The sequence below is a fragment of the Pseudomonas sp. YH-1 genome, assembly GCF_051990045.1.
GTDB lineage: Bacteria > Pseudomonadota > Gammaproteobacteria > Pseudomonadales > Pseudomonadaceae > Pseudomonas > Pseudomonas nicosulfuronedens.
The window spans coordinates 4,052,525-4,077,721 of record NZ_CP178184.1 but is presented as its reverse complement, the minus strand read 5'-3'; the positions used below and the strand labels follow the sequence as shown (position 1 = coordinate 4,077,721).

General features: G+C 67.5%; 10 protein-coding genes. 6 read left to right on the top strand and 4 right to left on the bottom strand.

The features are described 5' to 3' along the window. Positions 1-12 precede the first annotated feature (12 nt). The 4 genes from ACKI1H_RS18770 to ACKI1H_RS18755 all read right to left on the bottom strand — a co-directional run bounded on the left by ACKI1H_RS18770 (position 13) and on the right by ACKI1H_RS18755 (position 16,362). Positions 13-11,613 (bottom strand): Ig-like domain-containing protein, encoded by an 11,601-nt coding sequence (locus ACKI1H_RS18770; protein ID WP_440465905.1) that lies wholly within the window; start codon positions 11,611-11,613, stop codon positions 13-15. 819 nt (positions 11,614-12,432) lie between these two features. Then, positions 12,433-14,067 (bottom strand): malate dehydrogenase (quinone), encoded by a 1,635-nt coding sequence (mqo, locus tag ACKI1H_RS18765; RefSeq protein WP_440465904.1) that lies wholly within the window; start codon positions 14,065-14,067, stop codon positions 12,433-12,435. Positions 14,068-14,360: 293 nt separating this feature from the next. Next, positions 14,361-15,431, bottom strand: a complete 1,071-nt coding sequence (locus ACKI1H_RS18760) for an AraC family transcriptional regulator (RefSeq protein WP_138525413.1) — start codon at positions 15,429-15,431, stop codon at positions 14,361-14,363. Between the two features lie 10 nt (positions 15,432-15,441). Beyond that, positions 15,442-16,362 (bottom strand): GGDEF domain-containing protein, encoded by a 921-nt coding sequence (locus ACKI1H_RS18755; RefSeq protein ID WP_280056337.1) that lies wholly within the window; start codon positions 16,360-16,362, stop codon positions 15,442-15,444. Between the two features lie 349 nt (positions 16,363-16,711). Here ACKI1H_RS18755 and ACKI1H_RS18750 point away from each other — a divergent pair, with 349 nt between their 5' ends. Genes ACKI1H_RS18750 through ACKI1H_RS18725 form a run of 6 tightly spaced genes read left to right on the top strand, consistent with a single transcriptional unit; the run spans position 16,712 to position 25,087 of the window. After that, the gene (locus ACKI1H_RS18750; RefSeq protein WP_440465903.1) at positions 16,712-19,225 is read left to right on the top strand and encodes a TonB-dependent receptor; all 2,514 of its coding nucleotides are present in this window, start codon (positions 16,712-16,714) and stop codon (positions 19,223-19,225) included. Between the two features lie 58 nt (positions 19,226-19,283). Continuing rightward, positions 19,284-21,167: a phytase gene (locus tag ACKI1H_RS18745; RefSeq protein ID WP_138525410.1), complete on the top strand. Its 1,884-nt coding sequence runs from the start codon at positions 19,284-19,286 to the stop codon at positions 21,165-21,167. Positions 21,168-21,209: 42 nt separating this feature from the next. Then, the gene (tolQ, locus tag ACKI1H_RS18740; protein WP_138525409.1) at positions 21,210-21,914 is read left to right on the top strand and encodes a protein TolQ; all 705 of its coding nucleotides are present in this window, start codon (positions 21,210-21,212) and stop codon (positions 21,912-21,914) included. Between the two features lie 13 nt (positions 21,915-21,927). After that, entirely contained in the window at positions 21,928-22,365 is a 438-nt protein-coding gene (gene tolR / locus ACKI1H_RS18735) for a protein TolR (RefSeq protein ID WP_138525408.1), read from the top strand. After that, on the top strand, positions 22,362-23,117 hold the full coding sequence (locus tag ACKI1H_RS18730; RefSeq protein WP_246084913.1) for an energy transducer TonB: 756 nt from the start codon (positions 22,362-22,364) through the stop codon (positions 23,115-23,117). Before tolR ends, ACKI1H_RS18730 begins: the two co-directional genes overlap by 4 nt. Beyond that, positions 23,114-25,087 (top strand): PhoX family protein, encoded by a 1,974-nt coding sequence (locus ACKI1H_RS18725; RefSeq protein ID WP_440465902.1) that lies wholly within the window; start codon positions 23,114-23,116, stop codon positions 25,085-25,087. The genes ACKI1H_RS18730 and ACKI1H_RS18725 overlap by 4 nt, the downstream gene beginning before the upstream one ends. Positions 25,088-25,197 lie beyond the last annotated feature (110 nt).

The following is a 25,197-nucleotide window of genomic DNA, read 5'->3' as shown; positions in this document are numbered from 1 at the left end:
GGAAACGACGGTTCAGGACACAACGACGTGGACGGTGTTTTCCTCCACCAGCAGCGTATTGCTGCCGAAGCTGTAGACGTCGTAGCTGACGCCGCCATGCACCTGGTTCACCCCCGTATCCACCGCGCCCCTTACCGTCAGCGTGTCGTTGGCGTCGCCGGTGACCTGCAGGACGTTGTTGGCATCGGTCACCGCGTCCACCTGGGCGGCGGTTAGCGTCAGGCTGCCGCCGGTATCGCCCTTGCCCATGTCCACCCGCTCGATGTTGGTCCAGGTGCCGGTGCCGGCCGCGCCGTAGTTGAGGGTGATGCCGTGGTCGAGCATCACGGTGTCGAAGCCGGTACCGCCGTCGATGGACTTGAAGTTGGTGGCCTGCAGCTGGACGGTGTCGTTGCCATCGCCGGCCTGGACGATGTCGCCGGTACCGACATGGAGGAACAGGTCCGCCCCGGCATTGCCGAAGAAATGCTCGGCACCGCTCTGCCCGACGAACACATCGGCACCCGCTGTCCCGGTGACACTGATCTCGCCGATGGCCAGGCTCAGCCCCGAGCCGGTGAGCGAGATGCCGTAGGTCGCGCTCTGGTGACCGCTGGCGTCATAGGCGATCAATTGCAGGCTGAGCTGGCTGCCCAGGTTGAGGATTTGCGTGACGGACAGGCCGAGCTGCCCCAGCAGGTCCGCCGCCAGCAGGTTGATGGTGAAGTGCCCGGTGGCATCGACAACCGGGTGCAGCGTGACGTTGGCCGCCGGCGTGATCACCTGCACCGCGAGGCTGCCCCCGGCGATCGCCGTGCCGCTGATGCCCAGTGCCGGCGGCAGCAACCCGACGGCCAGGCCGAGCCCGCCGATGGTCACAGTGTTCTGCGTGAGCACATTCTCCAGGTTGATGCTCGCCAGGTTGCCGAGGTTGCCGGCGGCATCCCGCGATCCCACCGACACACTGGCGTCCAGCAGCTGGTCCCAGGTCAGGCTCAGGCCCAGGCCGCTGAACAGGTCCACCTGGGCGAGGCCCGCGTTACTGGCAGTCAGTTCGGTGTGCGAGGTCAGCCCACTGACGTTCACGTCCACCACCAGCGTGCTGTTGGCCTCACCACTGATACCCAGCAGGTTGCTCGCCAGGGTCAGTACCGGTGTGGCCGGCGCAAGGGTGTCGAGGACGAAGCTGGCCGGCGTCGCCGTCAGCCCGCCATTGACGTCGGCGGTGAGGGTCGCCGCGCCCTGCGGGATCACACCCACTCCGGCGGCAGGCAGCACGGTTACCAGGGCCACTCCCGCCAGAATCTCCGCGGCAGTGAGCACGTGGGCCTGGGTGTAGCTGTAGCCGCCCGGCCCGCTGTAGCGCAGGGTCAGGGTCTGCCCGGCGCGGGCACCGGCGGTCAGGCCGACACGCACCTGGATGCCGTCGCTCAGCTCGGCCTTGTTGATGTAGCCGTCGGCGGCCTCGGCGATGGTCAGCACCGGGCGCGTCAGGTCCGGCGCCTGGATCTGGATCGCCGCGCCGGCATTGCCGGCGGCATCCACGGCGTTCACCGTCAGCAACTGCCCTGCGGTCAGGGCCGGGCTGAGGTTGACGGTGAAGTTGCCGCTGGCGTTGGCCTGGACAGTGATCGGGTTGGCCGTGTCGCCGTTGATGATGACCTTCACCGTGCTGTTCGCTTCGGCGATGCCGGTGAGCACTGTGCCATTGGCGGTCACGCTCAAGCCGCTGGGCGCGACCGGCGCCACGCTGTCGATGCCGATGGTGGTTGCCACACTGGTGTTGCCGGCAGCGTCCTTGGCCGTCACGCTGACCTGAGTGTTGTTCGCCAGCGGGCTGCCGGGCGTGAAGCTCCAGTTCCCGGTGGCATCGGCGGTGACCTGCGCGATGATGGCGCCGCCGACCTTGAGGATTACCGTCGAACCGATCTCCGCCGTGCCGCTGAGTACACTGCCGTTGCTCGGGGCGACTACCGGAGCGGTGGGCGCCACGGCATCCACCGTGACACTGGCGGCGACGCTGATATTGCCCACCGCATCCTTGGCCACCACGCTGACCTGGGTGTTGTTGGCCAGCGCCACGCCAGGGGCGAAGCTCCATTGCCCCTGAGCGTTGGCGGTGACCTGGCCGATGATGTTGCCGCCCACGCTGAGCACCACCGTGGCGCCCGCCTCGGCCGTACCGGCGAGCAGCACGCCATTGCTGGGATTGATCACCGGGGTGGCCGGCGGCAGCGCATCCACCGTGGTGCTGGCGGCGATGAGACTGACGTTGCCGGCGGCATCCTTCGCCACCACGCTCACCACCACGCCGTTGCCCACCGGTACTCCCGGTGTGAAGCTCCAGAGGCCGCTGGCGTTGGCCGTGACCTGGCCGAGCAACGCGCCATTGGCTCCCGTGATGATGACCGTGGAGTTGGCTTCGGCAGTGCCGGTGAAGGTGATGCCGTTGCTGGCGGCAATGGTCGGCGTGTTGGGTGCGACGCTGTCCACCGTGACGCTCACCGCGCCACTGGTATTGCCCGTCGCATCCCGAGCCACCACGCTGACCTGCACGCCATTGGCCAGAGGCACACCGGGCGTGTAGGCCCAATGGCCGGTGCCGTCGACCACCACCTGGGCGATGGGCACGCCCCCGACGCTGAGTACCACCGTGGCACCCGCCTCTGCCGTGCCGGTGATCTGTCCGCCATTGCTCGGCGAGACCACCGGTACGTTCGGTGCCAGCGCGTCGACCACCAGGGTAGCGGCGCCGCTGAGGTTGTTGCTGGCGTCGCGCGCCACGACGCTGATCACGGCGCCATCGGCCAGCGGTGCTGCGGGCGTGAAGCTCCAGCTGCCGTTGGCTTGCGCGGTCACCTGGCCGACGAACACACCGTCGACGCTCAGCAGGATAGTGACGTTGGCTTCGGCGGTGCCGCTGATCACCGTGCCGTTGCTCGGTGTGATGACCGGCACGGCCGGCAGGCTGGAGTCGATGACCACGCTGGTCCCCAGGCCTTCGTTGCCGACCGCGTCACGGGCGCTGACCACGACTTCCAGGCCGTCGGCCAGCGGCGAGCCCGGCACGTAGTGCCAGTTGCCGCTGGCATCGGCCTTCACTTCGATGATCAGGTTGCCGAAGCCATCGCGCAGGATGACCGTGGCATTGGCTTCCGCGGTGCCGGCGAGTACGGAGCCATCGCTGGGCGTAACGGTGGGGACCGGCGGCGCCAGGGCGTCGATGGTGACGCTGACGCTGGCGCTCAGGTTGCCCGTGGCGTCCACCGTCAGCACATCCACCACCGTGCCGTTGGCCAGCGCCGAGGGTACCGGGAAGGACCAGGTCCCATCGGCCTGCACCGCAACCCGCGCCAGTTCCACACCATTCACGCTGAGCACCACGGTGACGCCCAGTTCGGCGCTGCCGCTGAGCAGCGTGCCATTGCTGGGGTCGACCACCGGTGGCTCGGGCGCCTGGCTGTCGACCACGGTGGACGCAGGGCCGCTACTGTTGCCGGCGGCGTCCTGGGCCACGGCGGTGACCGTGGTGCCGTTGGCCAGCGCCGGGCTGGGACTGAATGTCCAGTCGCCGCTACCGTTGGCCTGGGTAGTGCCGATGAAGTTGCCGTTGCCATCGCGCAGGATGACGGTGGCGTTGATTTCGGCGGTACCGCTCAGCACGGTGCCATCGCTGGGCTCGATGGTCGGTGGCGGCGGCGCGACGTTGTCGACGGTGGTGCTGACCGCTGCACTGGTATTCCCGACCGCATCGCGGGTGGCGGCCTGGATGACCACGCCATTGCCCAGCGGCGTGGCCGGATCGAAGGACCAGTTGCCGGCGCTGTCGGCGACGGCGGTACCGATGGGGTTGCCGCCGCCATCGGAGAGCACCACGGTAACGCCAGCCGTGGCGGTACCGGTGATATGCACGCCATTGCTTGGGGCAATGGTCGGGACGGCCGGCGCCACGGCGTCCACCGTGGTGCTGGCTGAGCCGCTGGTATTGCCGGCAGCATCCCGCGCCACGACGTTGACCACGGTGCCATCGGGCAGCGCTGTGCCGGGTGCGAAGGACCACTGCCCCGCCCCATTGGCGCTGACCTGGCCGATGGGATTGCCGTTGCCGTCGGTGAGAATGACCGTGGCGTTGGCCTCGGCGGTCCCTTCGAGCAGCGTGCCGTTGCTGGCGTCAATGGTCGGGGTGGGCGGCGCCAGGTTGTCGACCGTGGTGCTGACCGGGCCGCTGGTGTTGCCGGTGGCATCCTGCGCCACTGCGTTCACCACGGTGCCATTGGCCAACGGGGTTCCGAGTGTGAAGCTCCAGTTGCCGCTGCCGTTGGCCGTGGCCTGGCCGATCAGGTTGCCGTTGCCGTCGGTGAGAATGACCGTGGCGTTGATCTCGGCGGTGCCGTGCAGCTCGGTGCCGTTGCTCGCCGCGATGGTCGGTGCGGCGGGCGCGACCGAGTCCACGGTGGTGCTCACCGTGCCGCTGGTGTTGCCGGCGGCATCCTTGGCCTGGGCAATCACCTGCGTACCGTTGGCCAGCGCCGGGCTCACCGCCAGGCTCCAGGCGCCGTTGGCACCCGCGCGTACCTGGCCGATGGCGTTGCCATTGCCATCGGTGAGCAGTACCAGCGCATTCGCTTCGGCGGTGCCGGTCAGCAGCGTGCCGTTGCTCAGGTTGATGGTGGGGTCGGCCGGGGCGGTGGTGTCCACGGTGGTGCTGACCGAGGCGCTCTGGTTGCCGGCGGCGTCCACCGACACGGCATTCACCGTCGTGCCATTGGGCAACATCGTCGACGGCGTGAAGCTCCACTTGCCGTTGCCATCGACGCTGACCTGGGCGATCGAGTTGCCGTTACCGTCAGTGAGCACGATGCTCGAACCGGCCTCGCCGGTGCCGCTGAGCACAGTGCCGTTGCTGGGCAGGATGGTCGGCGTGGTCGGCGCGTTGGTGTCCACCTGGGTGCTGGCCGGGCCGCTGGTGTTGCCGGCGGCATCCTGGGCGATGGCGATCACTGTGGTACCGCCGAGCAGCGGTGGGTTGGGCGTGAAACTCCACTGCCCGGTGCCGGCATTGGCAATCACCTGGCCGATGGGGTTGCCGTTGCCGTCGATGAGGATGACCGTGGCCCCCGGTTCGGCGCTGCCGGTGAGGACGTTGCCGTTGCTGGCGTCGATGGTTGGTGCGGCCGGTGCCAGCGCATCCACCGTGGTGCTGGCGGGTTGGCTGGTGTTGCCGGCGGCGTCCTGCGCCACGGCATTGACCACCGTGCCGTTGGCCAGCGGCGCGGCGGGCGAGAAGCTCCAGTGCCCGCTGGCGTCGGCGGTGACCTGCCCCACCGGGTTGCCGTTGCCATCGCTGAGGATCACGGTGCTGCCGGCCTCGGCAGTACCACTGAGAACAGTGCCATTGCTCGGATCAACGGTCGGAGCGCCGGGCGCAAGGCCATCGATGGTGATGCTGGTTTCACCGCTGACCTGCCCGCCCTCCACCGCCACGGCGGAAATTTGTGTGCCATCGGGGAGCTTCGAGGGCGGCGTCCAGCTCCACTTGCCGTCGCTACCGGCGCCAACTTCGATCAGCATCACGCCGTTGCCATCGAGAATGCGCACGATGACGTTGGCCTCCGCGGTCCCGCTGATCACGCTGCCATCGCTGGGAGAGATGATCGGCGCACTCGGCAGCGTGGCGTCCACCGTCACCGTCGCTGGCGGGCTGATGTTGCCCGCCGCATCGCGGGCCAGGGCAGTCACCAGGGTCGTGTCGGCGATCGGACTGGCCGGCGTGAAGGTCCAGTGCCCACTGGCATCCGCCGTGGTCTGGCCGATGGCAGTGCCACCCACGCTCAGCAAGACGGTGCTGCCCGCCTCCGCCGTGCCGCTGAGCACTTCGCCGTTGCTGGCGCTGAGGGTCGGTGCGGCAGGCGGGTCGGCATCGATGGTGACGCTGGCCGGCGTGCTCTGGTTGCCGGCGGCGTCCCGCGCGATGACCTGCAGCACGTCGCCATCACCCGGCTGCGGGCTTGGGTTTAGCGTCCACTGGCCGTCCGGGCCGGCGGTGGTGCGGCCCAGTTCCTGGCCGCCCGCGGTGGTGACGATGACCGTGCTGCCCACCTCTGCCGTGCCGCTGAGTGCGCTGCCGTTGCTCGGCGCGACGGTTGGCGCCGCCGGGGGCGCGGCATCGATGACGATGCTCGCCACGGCGCTGGCGTTGCCGGAAGCATCCTGGGCAATCACATCTATCCGGGTGCCGTCGGCCAGGGGCGGACTCGGGGTGAAGGTCCAGCTGCCGTCCGGGCCGGTGGTAGCCTGGCCGATCAGCACGTTGTTGGCGTAGACCAGCGTAATGGTGCTGGCGATCTCGGCAGTGCCGGTGATCACCGTGCCATTGCTCGGGTCGATGCTCGGGGCGACGGGCGCGGCGGAGTCCACCACCACACTGTCACTGCCACTGATGTTGCCGGCGGCATCCTGTGCGACTGCGCTGACGGTCACGCCGTTGCCCACCGCTGGAGTGGCGGTAAAGGTCCAGTGGCCCTCGGCATCCACCAGGGCGCGGCCGATCTCGCCGCCCGGCCCGCTGAGGATGACGGTGCTGCCCGCTTCGGCGGTGCCGCTGAAGGTGGTGCCGTTGCTCGGCAGGATATCCGGCGCGCCGGGAGCGACGCCGTCCACGCTGCCGTTGACGACAGGCGTGGTGTTGCCGGCCGCGTCGGTGCCCTGCACCGAGACGGCCGTGCCGTCGCCCAACGGGCTGCCGGGCGTGTAGCTCCAGCGGCCGTCCTGGCCGACCTGCACACGGGCGACCTCACTGCCGGCGACGCTGACGATGACCGTACTGCCGATTTCCCCGGTGCCGCCCAGGACGCTGCCGCTGCTTGGGTCGAGGGTCGGCGTGGTGGGCGCGCTGGAGTCCACCGTCACCTGGACCGGGCCGCTCTCGTTGCCTGCAGCATCGCGGGCGACGATGGTCACCACGGTGCCGTCGGCCAGAGGCTGGTCCGGGGTGAAGGTCCAGTTGCCGCCCGCACCGACCGTGACCTGCCCCAGCACATTGCCGGCGCCGTCAGTGAAGACCAGGACACTGCCCTCCTCGCCGGTGCCACTGAGCACGGTGCCATTGCTTGGCGTGGCCGTCGGGTCCGTCGGCGCGCTGCTGTCGATGGTCACCACCGTGCCGTTGCTGGCATTGCCCGCCGCATCGGTGGCGACCACCGTTACGCTGCTGCCATTGGGCAACGGTGATGCCGGGGTGATGCTCCAGTTGCCCTGGCCGTCGGCGGTGGTCTGGCCCACCGGGTTGTTGTTCGCATCGGTCACCGTGACCGTGCTGCCCGGTTCGGCGGTGCCGCTGATCTGCGTGCCGTTGCCGGGGTTCACCTGCGGGTCTGCCGGCGGCGTGGCGTCGACGGTCAGCGTGGTGGTGTCGCTGCGGTTGCCGGAGGAGTCCACCGCGACCACGCTGAGGGTCGCACCATCGGGCAGCGGCGTGCTCGGGGTGTAGCTCCAGCTGCCGTCGGGCCCTACCGGTACTTCGGCGATCACCTGGCCATTGGCGGAAATCACCACCACCTGCGCGTTGGGTTCAGCGGTGCCGCTGAGCTCGCTGCCGGTGCTGGGTGCGACCACCGGCGCGGCCGGTGGCTGCGCGTCCACGGTCACACCCGCCGTACCGCTTTCATTGCCCGCCGCATCGCGGGCCATGACCGTCACCTGGGTGCCGTTGGGCAGCGCCGGTTGCGGGGCGAAGCTCCAGACGCCACCCGCGTCGGCGAGCGCCTGGCCGATCACATTGCCGCCGGCATCGCGCAGGATCACCGTGGAGTTGGCCTCGGCGGTGCCGGTGAAGAGATGGCCATTGCTCGGATCGACCAGCGGGGTCGGCGGCGCCACGGAATCCACCGTGGTGCTCGCCGGCTGGCTGACATTGCCGGCCGCGTCGGTGGCCGTCACGTTCACCTGCGTGCCGTTGGGCAGCGCGGTACCGGGTGTGAAGGTCCACTGCCCGTTGCCATCGGCCGTGACCACGGCGATGGGATTGCCGTTGCCATCGCTGAGCGTGACGGTCGAGCCGGGTTCCGCCGTGCCCGACAGCGTCACGCCGGTGCTGCCGTTGATGGTCGGTGCGACCGGCGCCACGGCATCCACGGTGCCCGTGACCGGTACGCTTTCATGGCCACTGACCGGGTCGACGGCCACCACCTGGTAATCCGAACCGTTGGGCAATGGCGTCGCCGGCGTGACACTCCAGTGGCCATTCCCGTCGGCCGTGGTGCGGCCGATTTCATTGCCGTTGGCATCGCGCACTATCACCTGCTGGCCGGCCTCGGCGGTGCCGCTGATGACGCTGCCGTTGCTCGCATCCGGTGTGGGCGGCGTGGTCAGGTCGCTGTCCACCGTGGTGGTGGTTTCCGCACCAACGTTGCCGGCCGCATCACGCACCGCCAGGCGCAGCACGAAGCCACTGGGCAGCGCCTGGTTGAAGCGGAACAGCCAGGCTCCATTGAGCCCCACCGCCGCCTCGCCCAAGGGGTTGCCGGCGGCGTCCATGATGACGACGGTGCTGCCCGGCTCGGCGGTGCCGCCGATCTGCGTGCCGTTGCTTGGCCCTGCCGTGGGGGCATTGGGAGCCAGGTTGTCGACGGTGATCTGCCCCACCGGGCTGACGTTGCCGGCCGCGTCCGTCGCGGTGGCGAGCACCTGGGTGCCATTGCCCAGGGGTGTACCCGGCGTGTATGACCAGTCCCCGGTCACCGGATCGGCGGAAACCTGGGCGATGGGATTGCCGTTGCCGTCGGTGAGGGTCACCGTGCTGCCCGGCTCGGCGGTGCCATGCAGGACATCGCCGTTGCTCGCGTCGATCTGCGGGGCATTGGGGACCTGGCGGTCGATGACCACGGGGGTTGGCTGGCCGACGTTACCGGCGGCGTCACGGGCGACCACGGAAACCTGCGTGCCGTTGGGCAGGGCCGACGGCGGCGTGAAGGTCCACTGCCCGGTGGCAGCGTCGGCGGTCACCTGGCCGATGGGATTGCCGTTGGCATCGAGGATGATCAGGGTGGCGCCGCGTTCGGCCGTACCGCTGAGGATCAGGCCATTGCTGGCATTGACCTGCGGCGGCGGCGGCGCGGCGGCGTCGACCACCACGCTGGTGGGCTGGCTGGAGTTGCCGGCGGCGTCGGTGGCGGTGACCACCACCACCGTACCGTCTGGCAACGAAGCCCCCGGCGTGAAGGACCACGCACCACTGATGCCGTCGGCGCGGACCTGAGCAATGAGGTTGCCCTGTGGGTCGGTGAGGCTGACCAGGCTGCCGGGTTCGGCGATGCCGCTGAGGACGGCGCCATTGCTGGTGTCCACCTGGGGCGCAACGGGTGCCACCCCGTCAACGACCAGCCCGATCACCGGGCTCTGGTGGCCGCTCAGCGGGTCCACGGCGACGACCTGCAACTGGGTGCCGTCAGGGAGCTGAGCGCCGGGGGTATAGCTCCAGTGGCCTCCTCCATCGGCAGTGACGGAGCCGATCAGGTTGCCGTTGGCGTCGCGGATCTCCACGCGGTCCCCGGCATCCGCCAGGCCACTGATGCTCAAGCCGTTGCTGGGGTTGACCGTGGGCGCCGAGGGAATGCTGGCATCCACCGTGACGCTGGCCGCCGGCCCGGTGTTGCCGGCGGCGTCCCTGGCGCTGACCGAGACCTGCACACCGTCGCCCAGCGGGGGGCTGAAGGAGAACTGCCAGTGGCCGCTGCCGTCGACCTGGGCCTGGCCGATCACCTGGCCGGAGGCATTGGTCAGCAGCACCGTGCTGTTGGCTTCCGCGCTGCCACTGAACAATCCGCCATTGCTCGGGTTGACCGTGGGCGCTGCCGGGGGCTGGGTATCCAGGGTGATCTGCGCCGGGCCGCTGAGGTTGCCGGCCGCGTCCCTGGCGACGACGGTGACCTGGGTGCCATTGGGCAATGGCGAGCCGGGCTGGTAGCTCCAGTGGCCGTTGCCGTCGGCGACGACGGTCGCCAGCGGGGCGCCGTTGCCGGTGGTGAGCACCACGGTCGCGCCGGCTTCCGCCGTCCCCTCCAGCCCGCTGGCGTTACCCGACGTGATGGCCGGCGTGGACGGTGCCACGGCATCCACCGTGACGCTGGCGGGGCCGCTCTCCCCCTGCGGGCCTCGTGCTACGGCGGTAACCACTGTACCGTCGGCCAGCGGCGTGAGCGGGGTGAAGCTCCAGTGGCCGTCGCCGCCCACCAGGGCCACGCCGATCAGGGTGCCCTGGGCATTGCTCAGGTAGACCTGGGTGCCCACAGTCGCCGTGCCCTGGAGAACATGACCGTTGCTCGGTTCGATGACCGGCGCCGGCACCGCGCCGCCCGGCGCGCTGACGGTGGCGATGGGGCTGGCGTTGCCGGCGGCGTCGCGAACGATGATGGAAATGACCTGGCCGGCGGACAGCGGCGACTCCAGGCTGAGATTGAAACGCCCATCGGGACCGACCTGCACGGTCAGGTCAGGGATGCCGTCATTGTCGAGATCGATGGACAATGAGCTACCCGGTTCGGCGATACCCGCAAGGCCACGACCGTCGGCGCTGATCGCCAGGTTATGGGCGGCCTCCGGTGGCGTGGTATCCGGCGCACTCACCACGGTGGCCGGCCCGCTGTTGCCGGCCGGGTCGGTGACCGTCACCGTGACGCCCTGGCCATTGTTCACCGGGCTGGGCAGGGTGATTTCGAAATGCCCGTCGGAGCCGGCGACCCCGGTCGCATCGGGGATGCCATCGCCGTTGGTGTCGACCTTCACGGTGGAACCAGGCTCGGCGCTGCCGCTGACCTTGCTGCCATCTTCCGACACCGTGACACCGGTCGCGGCGCCAGGAGCCGTGGTATCCGGCGCGGTGACGGTGGTACCGGAGCTGGCACTGCCACCATTGGGGCCGCGCACTACCACGGTGACATTTTCGCCGTTGCTCAATGGCGGGCTGACCGGTATCTGGAAATTGCCGTTGCCGTCCACCGGCGCGGTGTAGTCGGGCTGGCCGTCACCGTTGACATCCACCTCGACGGTCGTACCCGGCGTTGCACGGCCGGTGATCACGCTGCCATCAGGGCTGACCGTGACATCGGTCGCCGGCGCGGGGGGCGCTGGAGGGTTGCTGCCGCCGCCACCGCCGCCACCCCCGCCCCCACCGCCGCTGCTGGCAATGGCAGCGCCGCCAGCAATCACTGCGGCGCCGGCGAGGATGGTCCCGGCCGTGCCCAGCCCGGCGATGCCACCTGCCGCAGCGCCGGCCTCGGCACCGGTCAGGGACTCAAAGCCGGCGTCGATGGGCGCGGAGACGTAGGTGGGCATCAGCGTGCCGTCGGCCGCAACAGCATCCAGTTCGGTCACCACCAGGTCGCCCTTCTCGTCCACGAGATAAAGCTGGCTGGGCGGCTGCCCTTCGGCGAAGAAATTGGCGATGCGGATGGTCTCGCCATCCTTGAGCTGCACCACCAGGTCCGCACCAACCTGCTGGTAGCTGGCGACCGCGTCGGCGGTGACATCCAGGGCCACGTTGCTGGCCTGCTGGAGAACGATGCTTCCTTGTACCGTCTGCTGCGTGGCGCTGGCCACCTGCACTTGAGACGCCACGACCTTCGCCTGGATCGCCATGCTGACTTCCTCTGACCGGAATATTTTTTTGTTTATGGCCAGAAAGAGATAGCAGCTTCTGTACAAGGCGCCGGGAGCACTCTCAAAGGCTCCTGGCCAAAAGGTTTAATCGAAAGGTAGTAACCTAAGCACCCGCTGGAAAGTTCAGAGTTTATTGTCCACTCGCAGATATAAGCGCTGATATCAGGCCGGTTCACTCTCGACAATTAATTGACATTCTCTGTAAGCAGCGCCACTTCCGGGGCTTACTCCCGCCATCGCGATTTGGCCGTCGCACTTTGCCGCCCCGACACCTCCACGACAATATTCAGTCGCTTGTTTGACTATCGCCAATGGCTTACACGACTGTAATCCCTGGAGTACAAATTACCGCTCGTCGGAAAATACGAGCCCAGCAAACCTGTCGGTACGGTCATGCCAATCCACAGACCAAAGGGTCGCTGAAGCCCGGCGCAGAGCGAAGCGGCGAAACAGACGGGTTGACATGCAAAATTGAATGTAAAGGCCCAACCTCCCACGGTTCGAATAGCAGTTCGTCACCGGCGTAGACGCGAGCGCAAAACTTCGACTATTGCGCGGATTCGCCCTCCTCATTAATTCACCAGGGCAGGATCTGCGGTTTCGAAGTTGCCCGGCAGTTCACAGGACACTCGGACATCAAGGGAAATGAGAGATAAAGCGGGAAGCCCGAGCGTTATACCGGGCAGATCGCCCTGACTAAAGTTCGGCAAATGGCGAAATAGAGGATGTTCAATAAAGGAATTCCGAAGACCGAACTTTAAGTCCGGCCTTCGGAACTCGCTTATTCAGCGAGGCAATTTAAAGCGCCATATCGCTGGAGGCCTTTTCCGGTGCCGGAGCGGCGTCGGTCGGCTGTGCAGCCGGAGCCTGGTCGATGGCCGGCGGCGGGTCCAGTTGCAGGACCTTGGCGGTGTAGCTCCACTCCTGGAAGGTTTTCTCCGGGCTGTCGTTCAGCTTGGTGCCGTAGCTGGGGACGATCTGGTGGACCTTGGCCTGCCACTCCGGGGTAGCCAGCTTGTCCTTGAACACCTTCTCCAGCACGTTGAGCATGATCGGCGCGGCGGTGGAGGCGCCCGGCGATGCGCCCAGCAGGCCGGCGATGCTGCCGTCGGCGGAAGCGACGATCTCGGTGCCGAGCTTCAGCACGCCGCCCTTGTCCGCGTCTCGCTTGATGATCTGCACGCGCTGACCGGCCTGCCACAGACGCCAGTCCTCGGCCTTGGCCTCCGGGAAGTACTCGCGCAGGGCGGCGAGGCGGTCGTCGTCAGACAGCATCAGCTGGCCGGCGAGGTATTCCACCAGCGGGTATTCGTCGATGCCTACGCGGGTCATCGGCCAGACGTTGTGGACATTGGTGCTGCCCAGCAGGTCGAGGTACGAGCCTTCCTTGAGGAACTTGGTGGAGAAGGTGGCGAACGGCCCGAAGAGGATCACGCGCTTACCGTCCAGCACGCGGGTGTCCAGGTGCGGCACGGACATCGGCGGAGCGCCGACCGATGCCTTGCCGTAGGCCTTGGCCAGGTGCTGCTGGGCAATGGTCGGGTTCTCGGTGACCAGGAACGAACCGCCCACCGGGAAACCGGCGTAGTCCTTGGCTTCCTCGATGCCGGATTTCTGCAGCAGACGCAGTGCACCGCCGCCGGCGCCGATGAAGACGAACTTGGCGTCGGTTTCGGTGACGCTGCCGTCCTTGAGGTTCTTGTACTCGACGCGCCAGGTGCCGTCGTCGTTGCGGGTGATGTCCTCGACTTCGCTGGAGAGCTTCAGGCTGAAGTTCGGCCTGGTCTGCAGGTAGCCGGCGAACTGGCGGGTGATCTCGCCGAAGTTCACGTCGGTGCCAATCGGCGTCCAGGTGGCGGCGATCTTCTGCGCCGGGTCGCGGCCCTGCATCATCAGCGGCACCCACTTGGCGATCTGCGCCGGGTCCTCGGAATACTGCATGCCGCGGAACAGCGGGCTGGCCTGCAGGGCTTCATAGCGCTTCTTGAGGAAGGCGATGTTGTCGTCGCCCCAGACGAAGCTCATGTGCGGGGTGGAGTTGATGAACGAGCGCGGGTTCTTCAGCACGCCGTTCTGCACCTGCCAGGCCCAGAACTGACGGGAGATCTGGAAGGACTCGTTGATCTCCACCGCCTTGGCGATGGTGACGTTGCCGTCTTTATCTTCGGGTGTGTAGTTCAGCTCGGCCAGGGCGGAATGGCCGGTGCCGGCGTTGTTCCAGCCGTTGGAGCTTTCCTGGGCGACGCCGTCCAGGCGCTCGACCATCTCCATGCTCCAGCCCGGTTCCAGCTCGTTGAGCCAGACGCCCAGGGTGGTGCTCATGATGCCGCCGCCGATCAGCAGCACATCGACCTTCTTGGTTTCCGCGAACGCGGGCGCGCAATTCACTGCCAGAGCGAGGCCCAGCAGCGCCCCGCTAACTTTCTTGATCATCGAAAGGTTTCTCGTCGTTAGGGCTTGGCCTTCCCCACCAGCGTCATTCAGCGTGAAGGCCGGACCCCGCGCACAGGGCGCGAACGATGGGCAAGGCGACAGATGACGAGGATGAGTCGGGACTCAGTTCCCTCCTCCGCCGGCTCTGAGGCCTGCTTGATGGAATGAGGGACGTCCTGCGCAGAGAGACACGCAAAGCCTTCGGCTTTGGCTTTTGTTGTGGGAGGGATGCATGGTCTGCTGAAACGTTTGCGCATTCTATAGAAAGCGCACCTCATCACCAACCGTTTCGCTCAACTATCCGTTACGCGGTGTTCCTGCCAGCTGTCGCGCCCCGGTCGCAGGTCGCGCACGGCACTGGGCACCCGCCCCGTCCAGCGCTTGAACGAGCGACGGAAGTTGGTGGTGTCGGTAAAGCGCAGGTACTCCGCGACTTCCTCGTTGCTATAGCCCTGTGACCAGTACAGATAAAGCGCCACGTGCTTGCGCACCTCATCGTGCACAGCCTGGAAGTGCGTCTGGTGCTTCTGCAGCTTGCGCTTGCAGGTGGCCGGGCTGATGCCCATGCGCTCGGCCAGCTGATCGAGGCTCAGCGGATCGCGGGCCTCGCGCTGCAGCAGGCGGTACACATGTTCCAGCACGCCTTCGCGCAGGCCCAGTTGGTCCTGCTCGCGCCGGGCATCGCGCTGCGCCGCCTGGCCAGCGGTGAGTGAGGCGCGCGGCCAGGGTTTCACCAGGTATTCGCGGGGGATCAGCATGGCGTCGACATGGCAGTCGAACTGCAGGTTGAGCCCCAGGTGCGCCTGGTACTGCTCGATATAGTCAGGTCGTTCATGGGCGAACAGATACTTCCACGGCAGGCGCTCCTCCGACAGCCAACGTGACAATGAGGTGACCGCCGTCATGCCGCTCTCCACCAGAAAACGCCGGGCACCACCGATACCGCAGGCATCCACCCAGTACAGACAGGCAACGCGCTCCTCCACCAGCAGGCGCGGTGCAAGCAGCGGGCTGAAACGCGCACGGTGGCGGATCAGCAACTCCAGCGCCTCCTGCAGGTTGGCCGCGTGCATCAGCGCACCACTGGCGGCGCCCTGATGTCCCGGCAGCAAGCGCTGGCCAAAGAGAAAACCCAGTTCCTCGCCGCCGCTGCCCTGCCGGCAATTGTCCACCAGCCGCAGGTACTGCTCGACGCTGATCAGCCGCTGGCCCGCGATGATGTCTTCCTGGAACAGCCCCGTGCCACGCAACAGGCGATGGCTGTCCAGTTCGCGGCTGAGCGCCAGGTCGAGCAGGCAGGCGGGCTGGTGCTGCGCCGGGATGAAGCGCAGGTCGCGCTCGTAGTAGTTCAGTCGGGCATCCATGCGGCACACCTCACGCGCTGCGCGCCAGTCGCGGCCGCGATTTGGCCCGCGCCATGGCCAGGCTCAGGCGCTCCAGCAGGTTGTCCGCTGATTCATCACGCGCCATGCAGGCCACGGCAGTGGCACTGAGGGCGAGGCTTTCGCCCTGCGGCATGCTCTTGTGCGCATAGGAACGCACCGCGCGCTCCAGCTCCCCGGCGATGCGCCAGGCCTGGGCCTCGCCAGTGCCAGGCAGGAGTGCGACGAAACGGTCGCCCGCCAGCCGGCACAGCAGATCGGAGTGGCGCAGGTTGAGCAACAGTAATTGGCTCACCGCCTGCAGCACCCGGTCACCCTCGGCATGACCATGCTGGCGATTGAAGGGCGCGAAATCGTCCAGGTCCACCAGCACCAGGGAAAACGCCTGTTGCTCCTCGCCAGAGCGACGCTGCTCCAGCTCGATCTGCCGGCGCAGGTAGGCCGCGCCATTGAGCGGAGTAAGGCGGTCATGGTGCAGGTGCTCGCGGAACAGCCGCTCGCGCTTGCTCAGCTGTTGGCCGAGGGCCTTCTGCTCCTTGCTCCAATGGTACAGACCCAGGGTGATCAGCAGCAGGCCGATGGGCATCGGCGCCGACTCGAGCCAGTGGTCCCAGGAAATCTCGGCGGGCAACTGGATGAACTCGTCGAGAGCGTCCATCCACATGGAGAAGAACACCGCGCCCAGCCCCACCGCCAGCAAGGTAGTGACTCGCCCGGCAGGCCGGTGCGCGAGCACCAGGCATACCCAGCAGAACGCCAGCAGCGCCGACCCACCCTCGCCCACCACGTCGAGCCAGTCGATCCGCTCCCAGGTCTTGATGTGCCCGGCCGCGAGGTAGAGCAACAGGCCAATGTTGGCGAGCGCCACCAGCGCGATCAGTTTCAGCCGGTGCAGCTTGAGCAGGTTGGACATGGGAGTGGTATCCGCGAACGAGTGACGGAGGCCAGCCAAACAGGTCCGCGTGATGCTTTGATGACAGTGCCGAGGGTGCAATCGGCTCACTCGAAACTGCCCTCATCCTGCAAAAAAAACCTGTGCCGCCAACACCGACGCCACGCGGCGCGACCTGCCGCCGGGGCTGAGCCGAACGCACCGGGTCAATTGGGCTCAAAAACACCCTTGTCACGGCTGAAACCCCGGTATTCCGGGGCTCGCAGGCCATCGCTGTCACGTAACCGTCATTCCCGCTGCCTAGCTTCCGCTCCCCAGTTGACCGGGCCGAATCGCCCCGGTCGAAGGAACGGGCACAAGGGGAAATGCCGTGATCGATCAACAATTGCCGCGGACGCTGCGTCCGCTGTTCAAGGTCAGCGCCCTGGCGCTGGCGATCGCCGCCACACCGTCGGGCTGGGCCGAGGAAGCTGCCGAGGTTGGCGAAAGCGTCACCGTGTACGGTCAGGCCGACAGCCTCGACAAGGCCCTGCGCCAGCAGCGCCGCTCCGACAGCGTGGAGAGCGTGGTACACGCCGACAGCATCGGCCAGCTGCCCGACAGCAATGCCGCCGAAGCCCTGCAACGCGTACCGGGGACCTCCATCGAACGCGACCAGGGCGAAGGCCGCTTCGTACGGGTTCGTGGCCTCGGCCCGGACCTCAACGCCGTCACCATCAACGGCACCCTGGTGCCCTCGCCCGAGGCCGGACGCCGAGCCGTGGCGCTGGACGTACTGCCCAGCGAACTGATCCAGTCGCTGTCAGTGGTCAAGACCCTGACCCCGGACATGGACGCCAACTCCCTGGGCGGCACCATCGAGGTTGAAAGCCTCTCCGCCTTCGATCACGACGGCCTGTTCTTCAGCGGTACCGCACAGACCAGCTACGACGAGAACACCAACCGCTTCAGCCCGAAATACTCCGGCGCCGCCAGCCAGCGCTTCAGCCTCGGCGACGGCATCGACAACTTCGGCGTGGCCGCCGCACTGAGCTGGCAGAAGCGCAAGTTCGGTTCCGACAACGTCGAGACCGGCGGCGACTGGGATTTCGACGACGGTGCCCGACTCAACAGCCTGGAGCAACGTGACTACGACATCCAGCGCGAGCGCAGCGGCGGCGCGCTGAACTTCGACTACCGCCCCGACGACGACAGCAAGCTCTGGCTGCGCACTCTCTACAGCGAGTTCAAGGACAACGAGACACGCCAGTCCACCAAGATCGACTTCGAGGACGCCCTGGCCGAAGGCGAAAGCGGCGAAGCCGAGGTGGAGCGCCGCCTGAAACACCGCGAGGAAACCCAGACCATCCAGTCCTACGTCTTCGGCGGCGAGCAACGTCGCGGCGACTGGACCTTCAGCGGCCAGGCCGGCTGGAGCAAATCCGACGAGGACAGCCCCGGCCACATCGACCCGGTCGTTTACAGCGGCGGCGACATGGACAGTGGCTGGTACGACAGCGAGAAGCCACGCCTGAACATCGACCCGGCGTTCTACGACCCGAGTCAGTTCAGCCTGGACAAGGTCGAGTGGGGCAAGTCCTACACATCAGACCGCGAGAAGAACCTGCGTCTGGACCTGGCCCGCGACTACGACCTGGCCGGCAACCCGTCGACCTTCAAATTCGGCGGCAAGCTCAGCCGGCGCACCAAGGACAACGACGAAGAGGTCTGGCAGTACGAGGACCTCGCCGACGCCGGCCTGAGCGACGACCAGCTGAACCTCGCCAACGCCCTGGACGGCACCGTGCACTACCGCCTGCAGAAGTTCGGCCAGGGAATATCCGCCGACGCGGTCAAGCGCCTGATCGGCGGGCTGGATTCGGCGCAGTACTACGACGAGGAAGCCTCCACCATCAATGACTTCCGCATGCACGAAGACATCGACGCCGGCTACTTCATGAACACCGTGGACGTCGGTGACTGGCGTTTCATCGCCGGCCTGCGCTACGAGGGCACGCACTTCGAGGCCAGGGGCACCGGCATCGACAACGGCGACTACCAGGCCATCGAGCGCAAGCGCGACTACCACAACTGGCTGCCAGGCCTGCATGCCCGTTACCAACTGGACGACCAGACGCAGATTCGCGCCGCCTGGACCAACACCGTGGTACGCCCGACCTTCGAACAACTCGCGCCCGGCTATGCCATCGATGGCGACGAAGCGGAGTTCGGCAACCCGGACCTCGCCGCCCTGCGCTCGCACAACCTGGACCTGGCCATCGAGCGCTACCTGGGGCGCGCCAGCGTGGTTTCGGCGTCGCTGTTCTACAAGGACATCAAGAACTTCGTCTACAACACCGACCTCGCCGGCAGCGGCGCCTGGGCGGACTTCGACGAGGCGTCCACCTTCGCCAATGGCGACAAGGCCAAGGTCTACGGCCTGGAACTGGCCTGGTCGCAGAAAATGGTCATGCTCCCCGCGCCCTGGGACGGCCTGCTGCTGGGCGCCAACGCCACCTTCAGCCGCTCGCGCGCCGAGATCGCCGATGCCGACGGCAACCAGCGCAACATCGACTTGCCCAGCCAATCCGACGTCACCGGCAACCTGCTCATCGGCTACGAGAAGGACCGCCTGAGCCTGCGCCTGACCGCCAACTACAAGTCCGACTACCTCTATGAGGTCGGCAACGTCAGCGACAAGCGCTACGACAGCCGTGTCGACGACCAGACGCAGATCGACTTCAGCGCGCGCTACTCGCTGACGGACAACCTGCAGGTGTTCTTCAACGCCGAGAACCTCGGCGATGAGCCTTACTACATCTACAGCGGCCACCGTCGCTACAACTACCAGTACGAAGAGTACGGCCCGACCTACACCGTCGGCCTGACCCTCACCCACTTCTGAGGACCGCGCACGCCGGTCCGCCGGCGTCCGCGCAGCACCACAAGGACAGACGCCCTCCATGAAACGCCGCTACTCCCTTGCTCCGCTGCTCGCCGGCCTGCTGCTGGCCGGCCATGCCTGCGCCGAATCCGTCGCCCTGCAACCCTGGCCGACCCGTGCCAAGGCCCAGGCCATCGCCTTGCTGCCCGGCGCCGGCAGCGTCGTCGCCAGCAAGCGCGACGGCCTCCTGCTGCTGGACGAGACAGGCAGCGAACGCGGTCGTCTCGCCGGCCGCTACGACTTCCTCGACCAACGCCCCTGGGGCGACGGTAGCCTGCTCGCCACTTTCGACCGCGAACGCCAACAGCCGCTGTTGCAGCCGTTGGCCGGCAACGGCCACTGGGGCGCTGCGCTGCGCCTGCCAAGCCCGGACTTCGCGGTCAACGGCCAGTGCCTCTACCGTGACGCCAGCGCCAACCTCTACCTGTTCCTGGTCGGCGAGAACGGCCAGGGCGAGCAATGGCTGGTCGGCCACGGCCAGCGACTCGAACGCGAGGCGCGCAAGGTGCGACGCCTGGCCCTGCCGCCGAGCGCCGAGCTGTGCCGTACCGACGACAGCGACGGCACCCTGTACGTCGACGAACCCGGCATCGGCCTGTGGGCCTATGGTGCCAACCCGGAGGCAGACGGCAGCCGCCTGCCGGTGGACCTGAGCGCGCCCTATGGCAATCTCGCCGGATCGGTCAGCGGACTGGCGGTGGTATCCGGCGGTGTGCTCGCGCTGGACAAGGGCCCGGCCCTGCAACGCTACGTGCGTCAGGGCAACGGTTGGGAGAACCTCGGCGCGATTGCACTGAGTGGCCCGAAGAAAGCCGAACAACTCGCAGCCGCCGAACAGGCCGGCACGCTGCGCATCGTCCTGCAGGACGATACCAGCGGGCACTACTACCACGCCGAAGTCCCTGCCCTGCCCGCACACGCCGAAGGCCCCCGCGCGCTGCCCGAGGTGATGCCGGCGGTGCAGACGCAGAGCGTGCAGCGTCATGGCGACGCCGCCGATGACCCGGCGATCTGGGTCAGCGCGAAAAACCCGAAACTCAGCCGCGTACTGGGCACCAACAAGCAGGAAGGCCTGCTGGTCTTCGACCTCCAGGGTCGCCAGTTGCAGAGCCTGGCTTCCGGTCTGGTGAACAATGTCGACGTGCGCCACGGCTTCCGGCTCGGCAATCGCCGCGTCGACCTGGCGGTGGCGAGCAACCGCAGCGACAACAGCCTGACGCTGTTCGCCATCGAGCCGGCTGACGGCAAGGTGCGCGAGATCGGCCGCGTGCCAACGCCACTGGAAGAAGTCTACGGCCTGTGCCTGTACGCCCCCCGCGACGGCGACATTCAGGCCTTCGTCAACGACAAGGACGGTCGCTTCCAGCAATACCGCCTCAGTGCCCCCAACGGCAAGGTGAAGGGCGAGTTGCTGCGCGAGTTCCGCGTCGCCAGCCAGCCCGAGGGCTGCGTTGCCGATGATCGCAACCAGCGTCTGTTCCTCGGCGAGGAAGACGTGGCCGTCTGGACCCTCGGCGCCGAGCCCGACACACCTGGCGTGCCGGAACAGGTACTGGCCGTGGGCGACCTGCTGCATGACGACGTCGAGGGCCTGGCCCTCTACCAAGGCGCCAAGGCGAGCTACCTGCTGGTCTCCAGCCAGGGCAACGACAGCTACCTGGTGCTCGACGCCAAAGCACCCTACCGCGTGCGCGGTGCCTTCCGCGTTGGCCTGAACGCCGCTGCCGGTATCGACGGCACTTCGGAAACCGACGGCATCGAGGTTACCTCGGCCAACCTGGGCGGTGCGTTCGGCCAGGGCATGCTGGTGGTGCAGGACGGCCGCAAGCGCCTGCCCGAAGGCACGCAGAACTTCAAGTACGTGCCCTGGGCGGAAGTCGCCCGTGTCCTCGATCTCGACTGACCACCGCGCTCCCCTCAAGGGGAGCCCTACCGGGAGACCACCATGCAAGCCACACTCGAACATACCAGCCTCTGGGGGCTGGTCGAAGCCGCCAGCCCGCTCGCCCAGGCCGTGCTGCTGATCCTCCTGGCCGCCTCGCTGTTGAGCTGGTACGTGATAGTCCAGCGCAGCCTGTTGCTAGGCAGCGCCCGTCGCCGCCTGCGCACCTTCGAAGCCCGCTGGCGGGCCAGCGGTGACCTGCCGCGGCTGTTCCGGGAAACCGCCGAGCCCGGCGAGGACGCTGGCGTCGAACGCATCTTCCACGCTGGCTACCAGGAATTCCTGCACCTGCGCGACGAGCCGGGAATCGACCCGGCGCTGCTGATCGAAGGCAGCGAGCGCGCCATGCGCGTGGTCATCGCCCAGGAGGAAGAACGCCTGCAGCGGGGCCTGCCGTTCCTCGCCACCGTTGGCTCCACCAGCCCCTACATCGGCCTGTTCGGCACCGTCTGGGGCATCATGAACGCCTTCATCGGCCTCTCCGGCGTGCAACAGGCCACACTCTCCACCGTCGCACCGGGCATTGCCGAGGCGCTGGTGGCCACCGCCGTCGGCCTGTTCGCGGCGATCCCGGCGGTGATGGCCTACAACCGCTTCGCCGCCGGTTCCGATCAGCTGCTGGGGCGCTACTGCGCCTTTGCCGAACAGCTGCAGGCCCAGCTCAACCGCCGCATCCACGCCGCCCCGGCGCTGGCCGCGGCGGCCTGAACGGAGGCCGGCCATGCGACGCATACGCAGCAAGCACGCGCCCAAGGCGGAAATGAACGTGGTGCCCTACATCGACGTCATGCTGGTGCTGCTGGTGATTTTCATGGTCACCGCACCCATGATCCAGCAGGGCCTGAAGGTGGAGCTGCCGAAGGTGGCCAGCGAAGCGCTGCCCAGTGAAACCGAGCGCCCGGTGCTGACCCTCACGGTACAGGCCGACGGCGGCTACCACTGGTACCTGGGCAGCCAGGTGGACACCGAGCAGCGCACCGACGTTGCCGGCAGCCTGGACGAGCTGACCGCCAAGCTCACCCGCCTGGGTACCGACACCCAGGTGCTGATCCGCGCCGACCAGGCGGTGGACTACGGCCGGGTGATCGCCGCCATGGCCGCGCTGCAACGCGGCGGCGTCAGTGATGTCGGGCTGATCACCGAGGCCCCGCAATCGTGAACCCGAGGATCACCCGCCGCGCCCTGCCGGCCGCCATCAGCGCGGGGCTGCACGCCCTGGCGCTGGTCGGCCTGTACATCGGCTTCCATCCATCCGCGCCGACGACACCGGCGCCGAAGGTGATGCGCACCGCGCTGGTCAGCCTGCCGAGCCCCTCCCCCGTGGTCCCGACGCCCCCCGCGGTGCAGCCTCCCGAGCCCGTCACCACGCCAGCACCGCAGGCCGAGCCGCCCCCGTCCAAGCCGCAACCCGATGTGGCCCAACTGGCCAGGCGCAAGGCCGAACAACGCGAGCGCGAGGATCGCCAACGCGAAGAGCGACGCCAGGAGCAGCAGCGCCTCGCCGAGCAGCAACGCCGGGAACAGGAGCTGCGCGAACGTCAGCAGGCCGAACAGCAGGCCCGTGCCGAGCGCGACCGCCAACTTGCCGCGCAACAAGCCGCTGCCGCCGAAGCTGCCCGCGCCGCGCAGAACTACCAGCCGCTGGTGAAGAAGGCCCCGACTTACCCGGACACAGCCCTCGATCGGCGCCTGGAGGGGGACTGCACAGTGGAATACACCGTCACCCCCAACGGCTCGGTGCGCGACCCGCGCGTGGTGCCCGGCGCCTGCAGCCACAGTGTGTTCGAGCGCCCGTCGCTACAGGCCGCCACCCGTTTCCGCTACCAGCCACGGGTGATCGACGGCCAGGCCGTCACCGTGGCCAACGTGCGCAACACCTTCCATTACCGGATCCAAGAGACGTCCCGATGAGTGCTGAACCAACCGATTTCCACGCCCAGCTTTCCGCCTTCGACGACCAGCCGATCAACCCCTCCGGCAACGTGCCGATGAGCGAGCTCATCGATGCCTCGCGCCGCCGCCTGCTGAAGAACAGCCTGGTGCTGGGCGCCGTCGGCTTCCTTGGCGGCAGCCTGTTCCCCGGCCGCTCGCTGTTCGCCGCCGACGCCCCGGTGCCCACCGGGTTGCTGGGCTTCAAGGGCGTGCCGGTGCAGCAGGACCCGAAGTTCGACCGGGTGATCGTCGCCGAAGGCTACAGCGCACGGCCGTTCTTCTCCTGGGGCGACGCCGTGGTGAGCGGCTCACCGGCCTGGAAAGGCGACGCCAGCGAGGACTGGAAAGCCCAGGAGCTGCAGGCCGGCGACAACCATGACGGCATGCACTACTTCCCCTTCCCCGATGCGCCGGACAGCCACGGCCTGCTGGTGATCAACCACGAGTACATCAACCCGACGCTGCACCCCAAGGGCCAGACCTTCGAGGCCCGCCCCGATGGTTCGCGCGGCCGCCCGGAAGGCGAAGTGCGCAAGGAGATCGCCGCCCACGGGCTGAGCGTGATCGAGGTGAAGAAGGACGCCGGCGGCCACTGGCAGCGTGTCGAAGGCTCGAGCTACAACCGCCGCATCACCGGCAGCTCGCCGCTGGACCTGTCCGGTCCCCTGGCCGGCCACGACCTGCTGCGCACCGCCAGCGACCCCGAGGCCAGACAGGTGCTCGGCACCCTGAACAACTGCTCCATGGGCGTTACGCCCTGGGGCACTTACCTGGCCTGCGAAGAGAACTGGCACCAGTACTTCGTCAACCGCGACAAGGGCGACTACGCCCAGCGCGTTTCGCACAAGCGCTACGGCCTGTCCAACGGCCAGTTCAGCAACTATTACGCCTGGGAAGCGGTGGATGAGCGCTTCGACGCCACGCCCAAGGCGGACCAGCCCCACGGCGGCCACGTCAACGAGCCGAACCGGTTTGGCTGGGTGGTGGAGATCGACCCATTCGATCCGGCATCCACGCCGAAGAAGCGCACCGCCGTCGGCCGTTTCTGCCGCGAGTGCTCGACCCTCTCGCTGGGCGCCGACAACCGCATGGCCTTCTACTACGGCGATGACACCAAGGGCGAGTACATCTACAAGTTTGTCCCGGCGGGCCAGTACCAGCCGAACAACCGCGCGGCGAATATTGACCTGCTGGACGAAGGCACCCTCTACGTCGCCCGCTTCAACGCCGACGGCAGCGGACAGTGGCTGCCGCTGGTGCACGGGCAGAACGGTCTGACCGCCGAGAACGGTTTCGCCAGCCAGGCCGAAGTGCTGGTCAACGCCCGCGCTGCCGCCGACAAGCTCGGCGCCACGCCCATGGACCGCCCCGAATGGGTCGCCGTGCAGCAGACCACCCGCGAGGTCTATGTCAGCCTCACCAACAACGATGCGCGCGGCAAGAAGCAGCCGGTGGACGCCGCCAACCCGCGCCAGGAGAACCTTCATGGGCAGATCCTGCGCTGGAACGAAACCGGCGGCGATCCGACCGCCACCACCTTCCAGTGGGAAATCTTCCTGCTGGCCGGCGAGCACAAGGGCGCCAGCGCGCCGGAGAACCTGATCGGCACCATCAACGGCGACATCTTCTCCTCGCCGGACGGCCTGTACTTCGACACCGCCGGTCGCCTGTGGATCGAGACCGACTACGACGACGATGTCCCGGCGATGCAGGCCATGGGCTGCAACCAGCTGCTCTGCGCCGACCCGCACAGCCGCGAGGTGCGGCGCTTCCTGGTCGGCCCGCGCGGCTGCGAGCTGACCGGCATCACCCAGACGCCGGATGGCAAGACGCTGTGGGTGAATATCCAGCACCCGGGCATCAGCTTCCCGGCCAGCGACGGCAAGAGCATCCCGCGTTCGACGACGTTGGTGATCACCAAGGACAATGGGGGCGTGATCGGGACGTAACCGCCGGCCGAGCCGGTTCGCGAGCAAGCTCGCTCCTACGAAGAGCAGGAGCGAGCGTAGAACCTATAGAAGCGGCCACACCCGCGATCCGGCCGGTATCCAACCCAATT

What these genes read in the sequence shown, in the direction of transcription:
- tolQ (WP_138525409.1), top strand. Translation starts at nt 21,210, where the DNA reads ATGCAAGCCACACTCGAACATACCAGCCTCTGGGGGCTGGTCGAAGCC.
- ACKI1H_RS18755 (WP_280056337.1), bottom strand. Translation starts at nt 16,362, where the DNA reads ATGTCCAACCTGCTCAAGCTGCACCGGCTGAAACTGATCGCGCTGGTG.
- mqo (WP_440465904.1), bottom strand. Translation starts at nt 14,067, where the DNA reads ATGATCAAGAAAGTTAGCGGGGCGCTGCTGGGCCTCGCTCTGGCAGTG.
- ACKI1H_RS18760 (WP_138525413.1), bottom strand. Translation starts at nt 15,431, where the DNA reads ATGGATGCCCGACTGAACTACTACGAGCGCGACCTGCGCTTCATCCCG.
- ACKI1H_RS18770 (WP_440465905.1), bottom strand. Translation starts at nt 11,613, where the DNA reads ATGGCGATCCAGGCGAAGGTCGTGGCGTCTCAAGTGCAGGTGGCCAGC.
- ACKI1H_RS18745 (WP_138525410.1), top strand. Translation starts at nt 19,284, where the DNA reads ATGAAACGCCGCTACTCCCTTGCTCCGCTGCTCGCCGGCCTGCTGCTG.
- tolR (WP_138525408.1), top strand. Translation starts at nt 21,928, where the DNA reads ATGCGACGCATACGCAGCAAGCACGCGCCCAAGGCGGAAATGAACGTG.
- ACKI1H_RS18725 (WP_440465902.1), top strand. Translation starts at nt 23,114, where the DNA reads ATGAGTGCTGAACCAACCGATTTCCACGCCCAGCTTTCCGCCTTCGAC.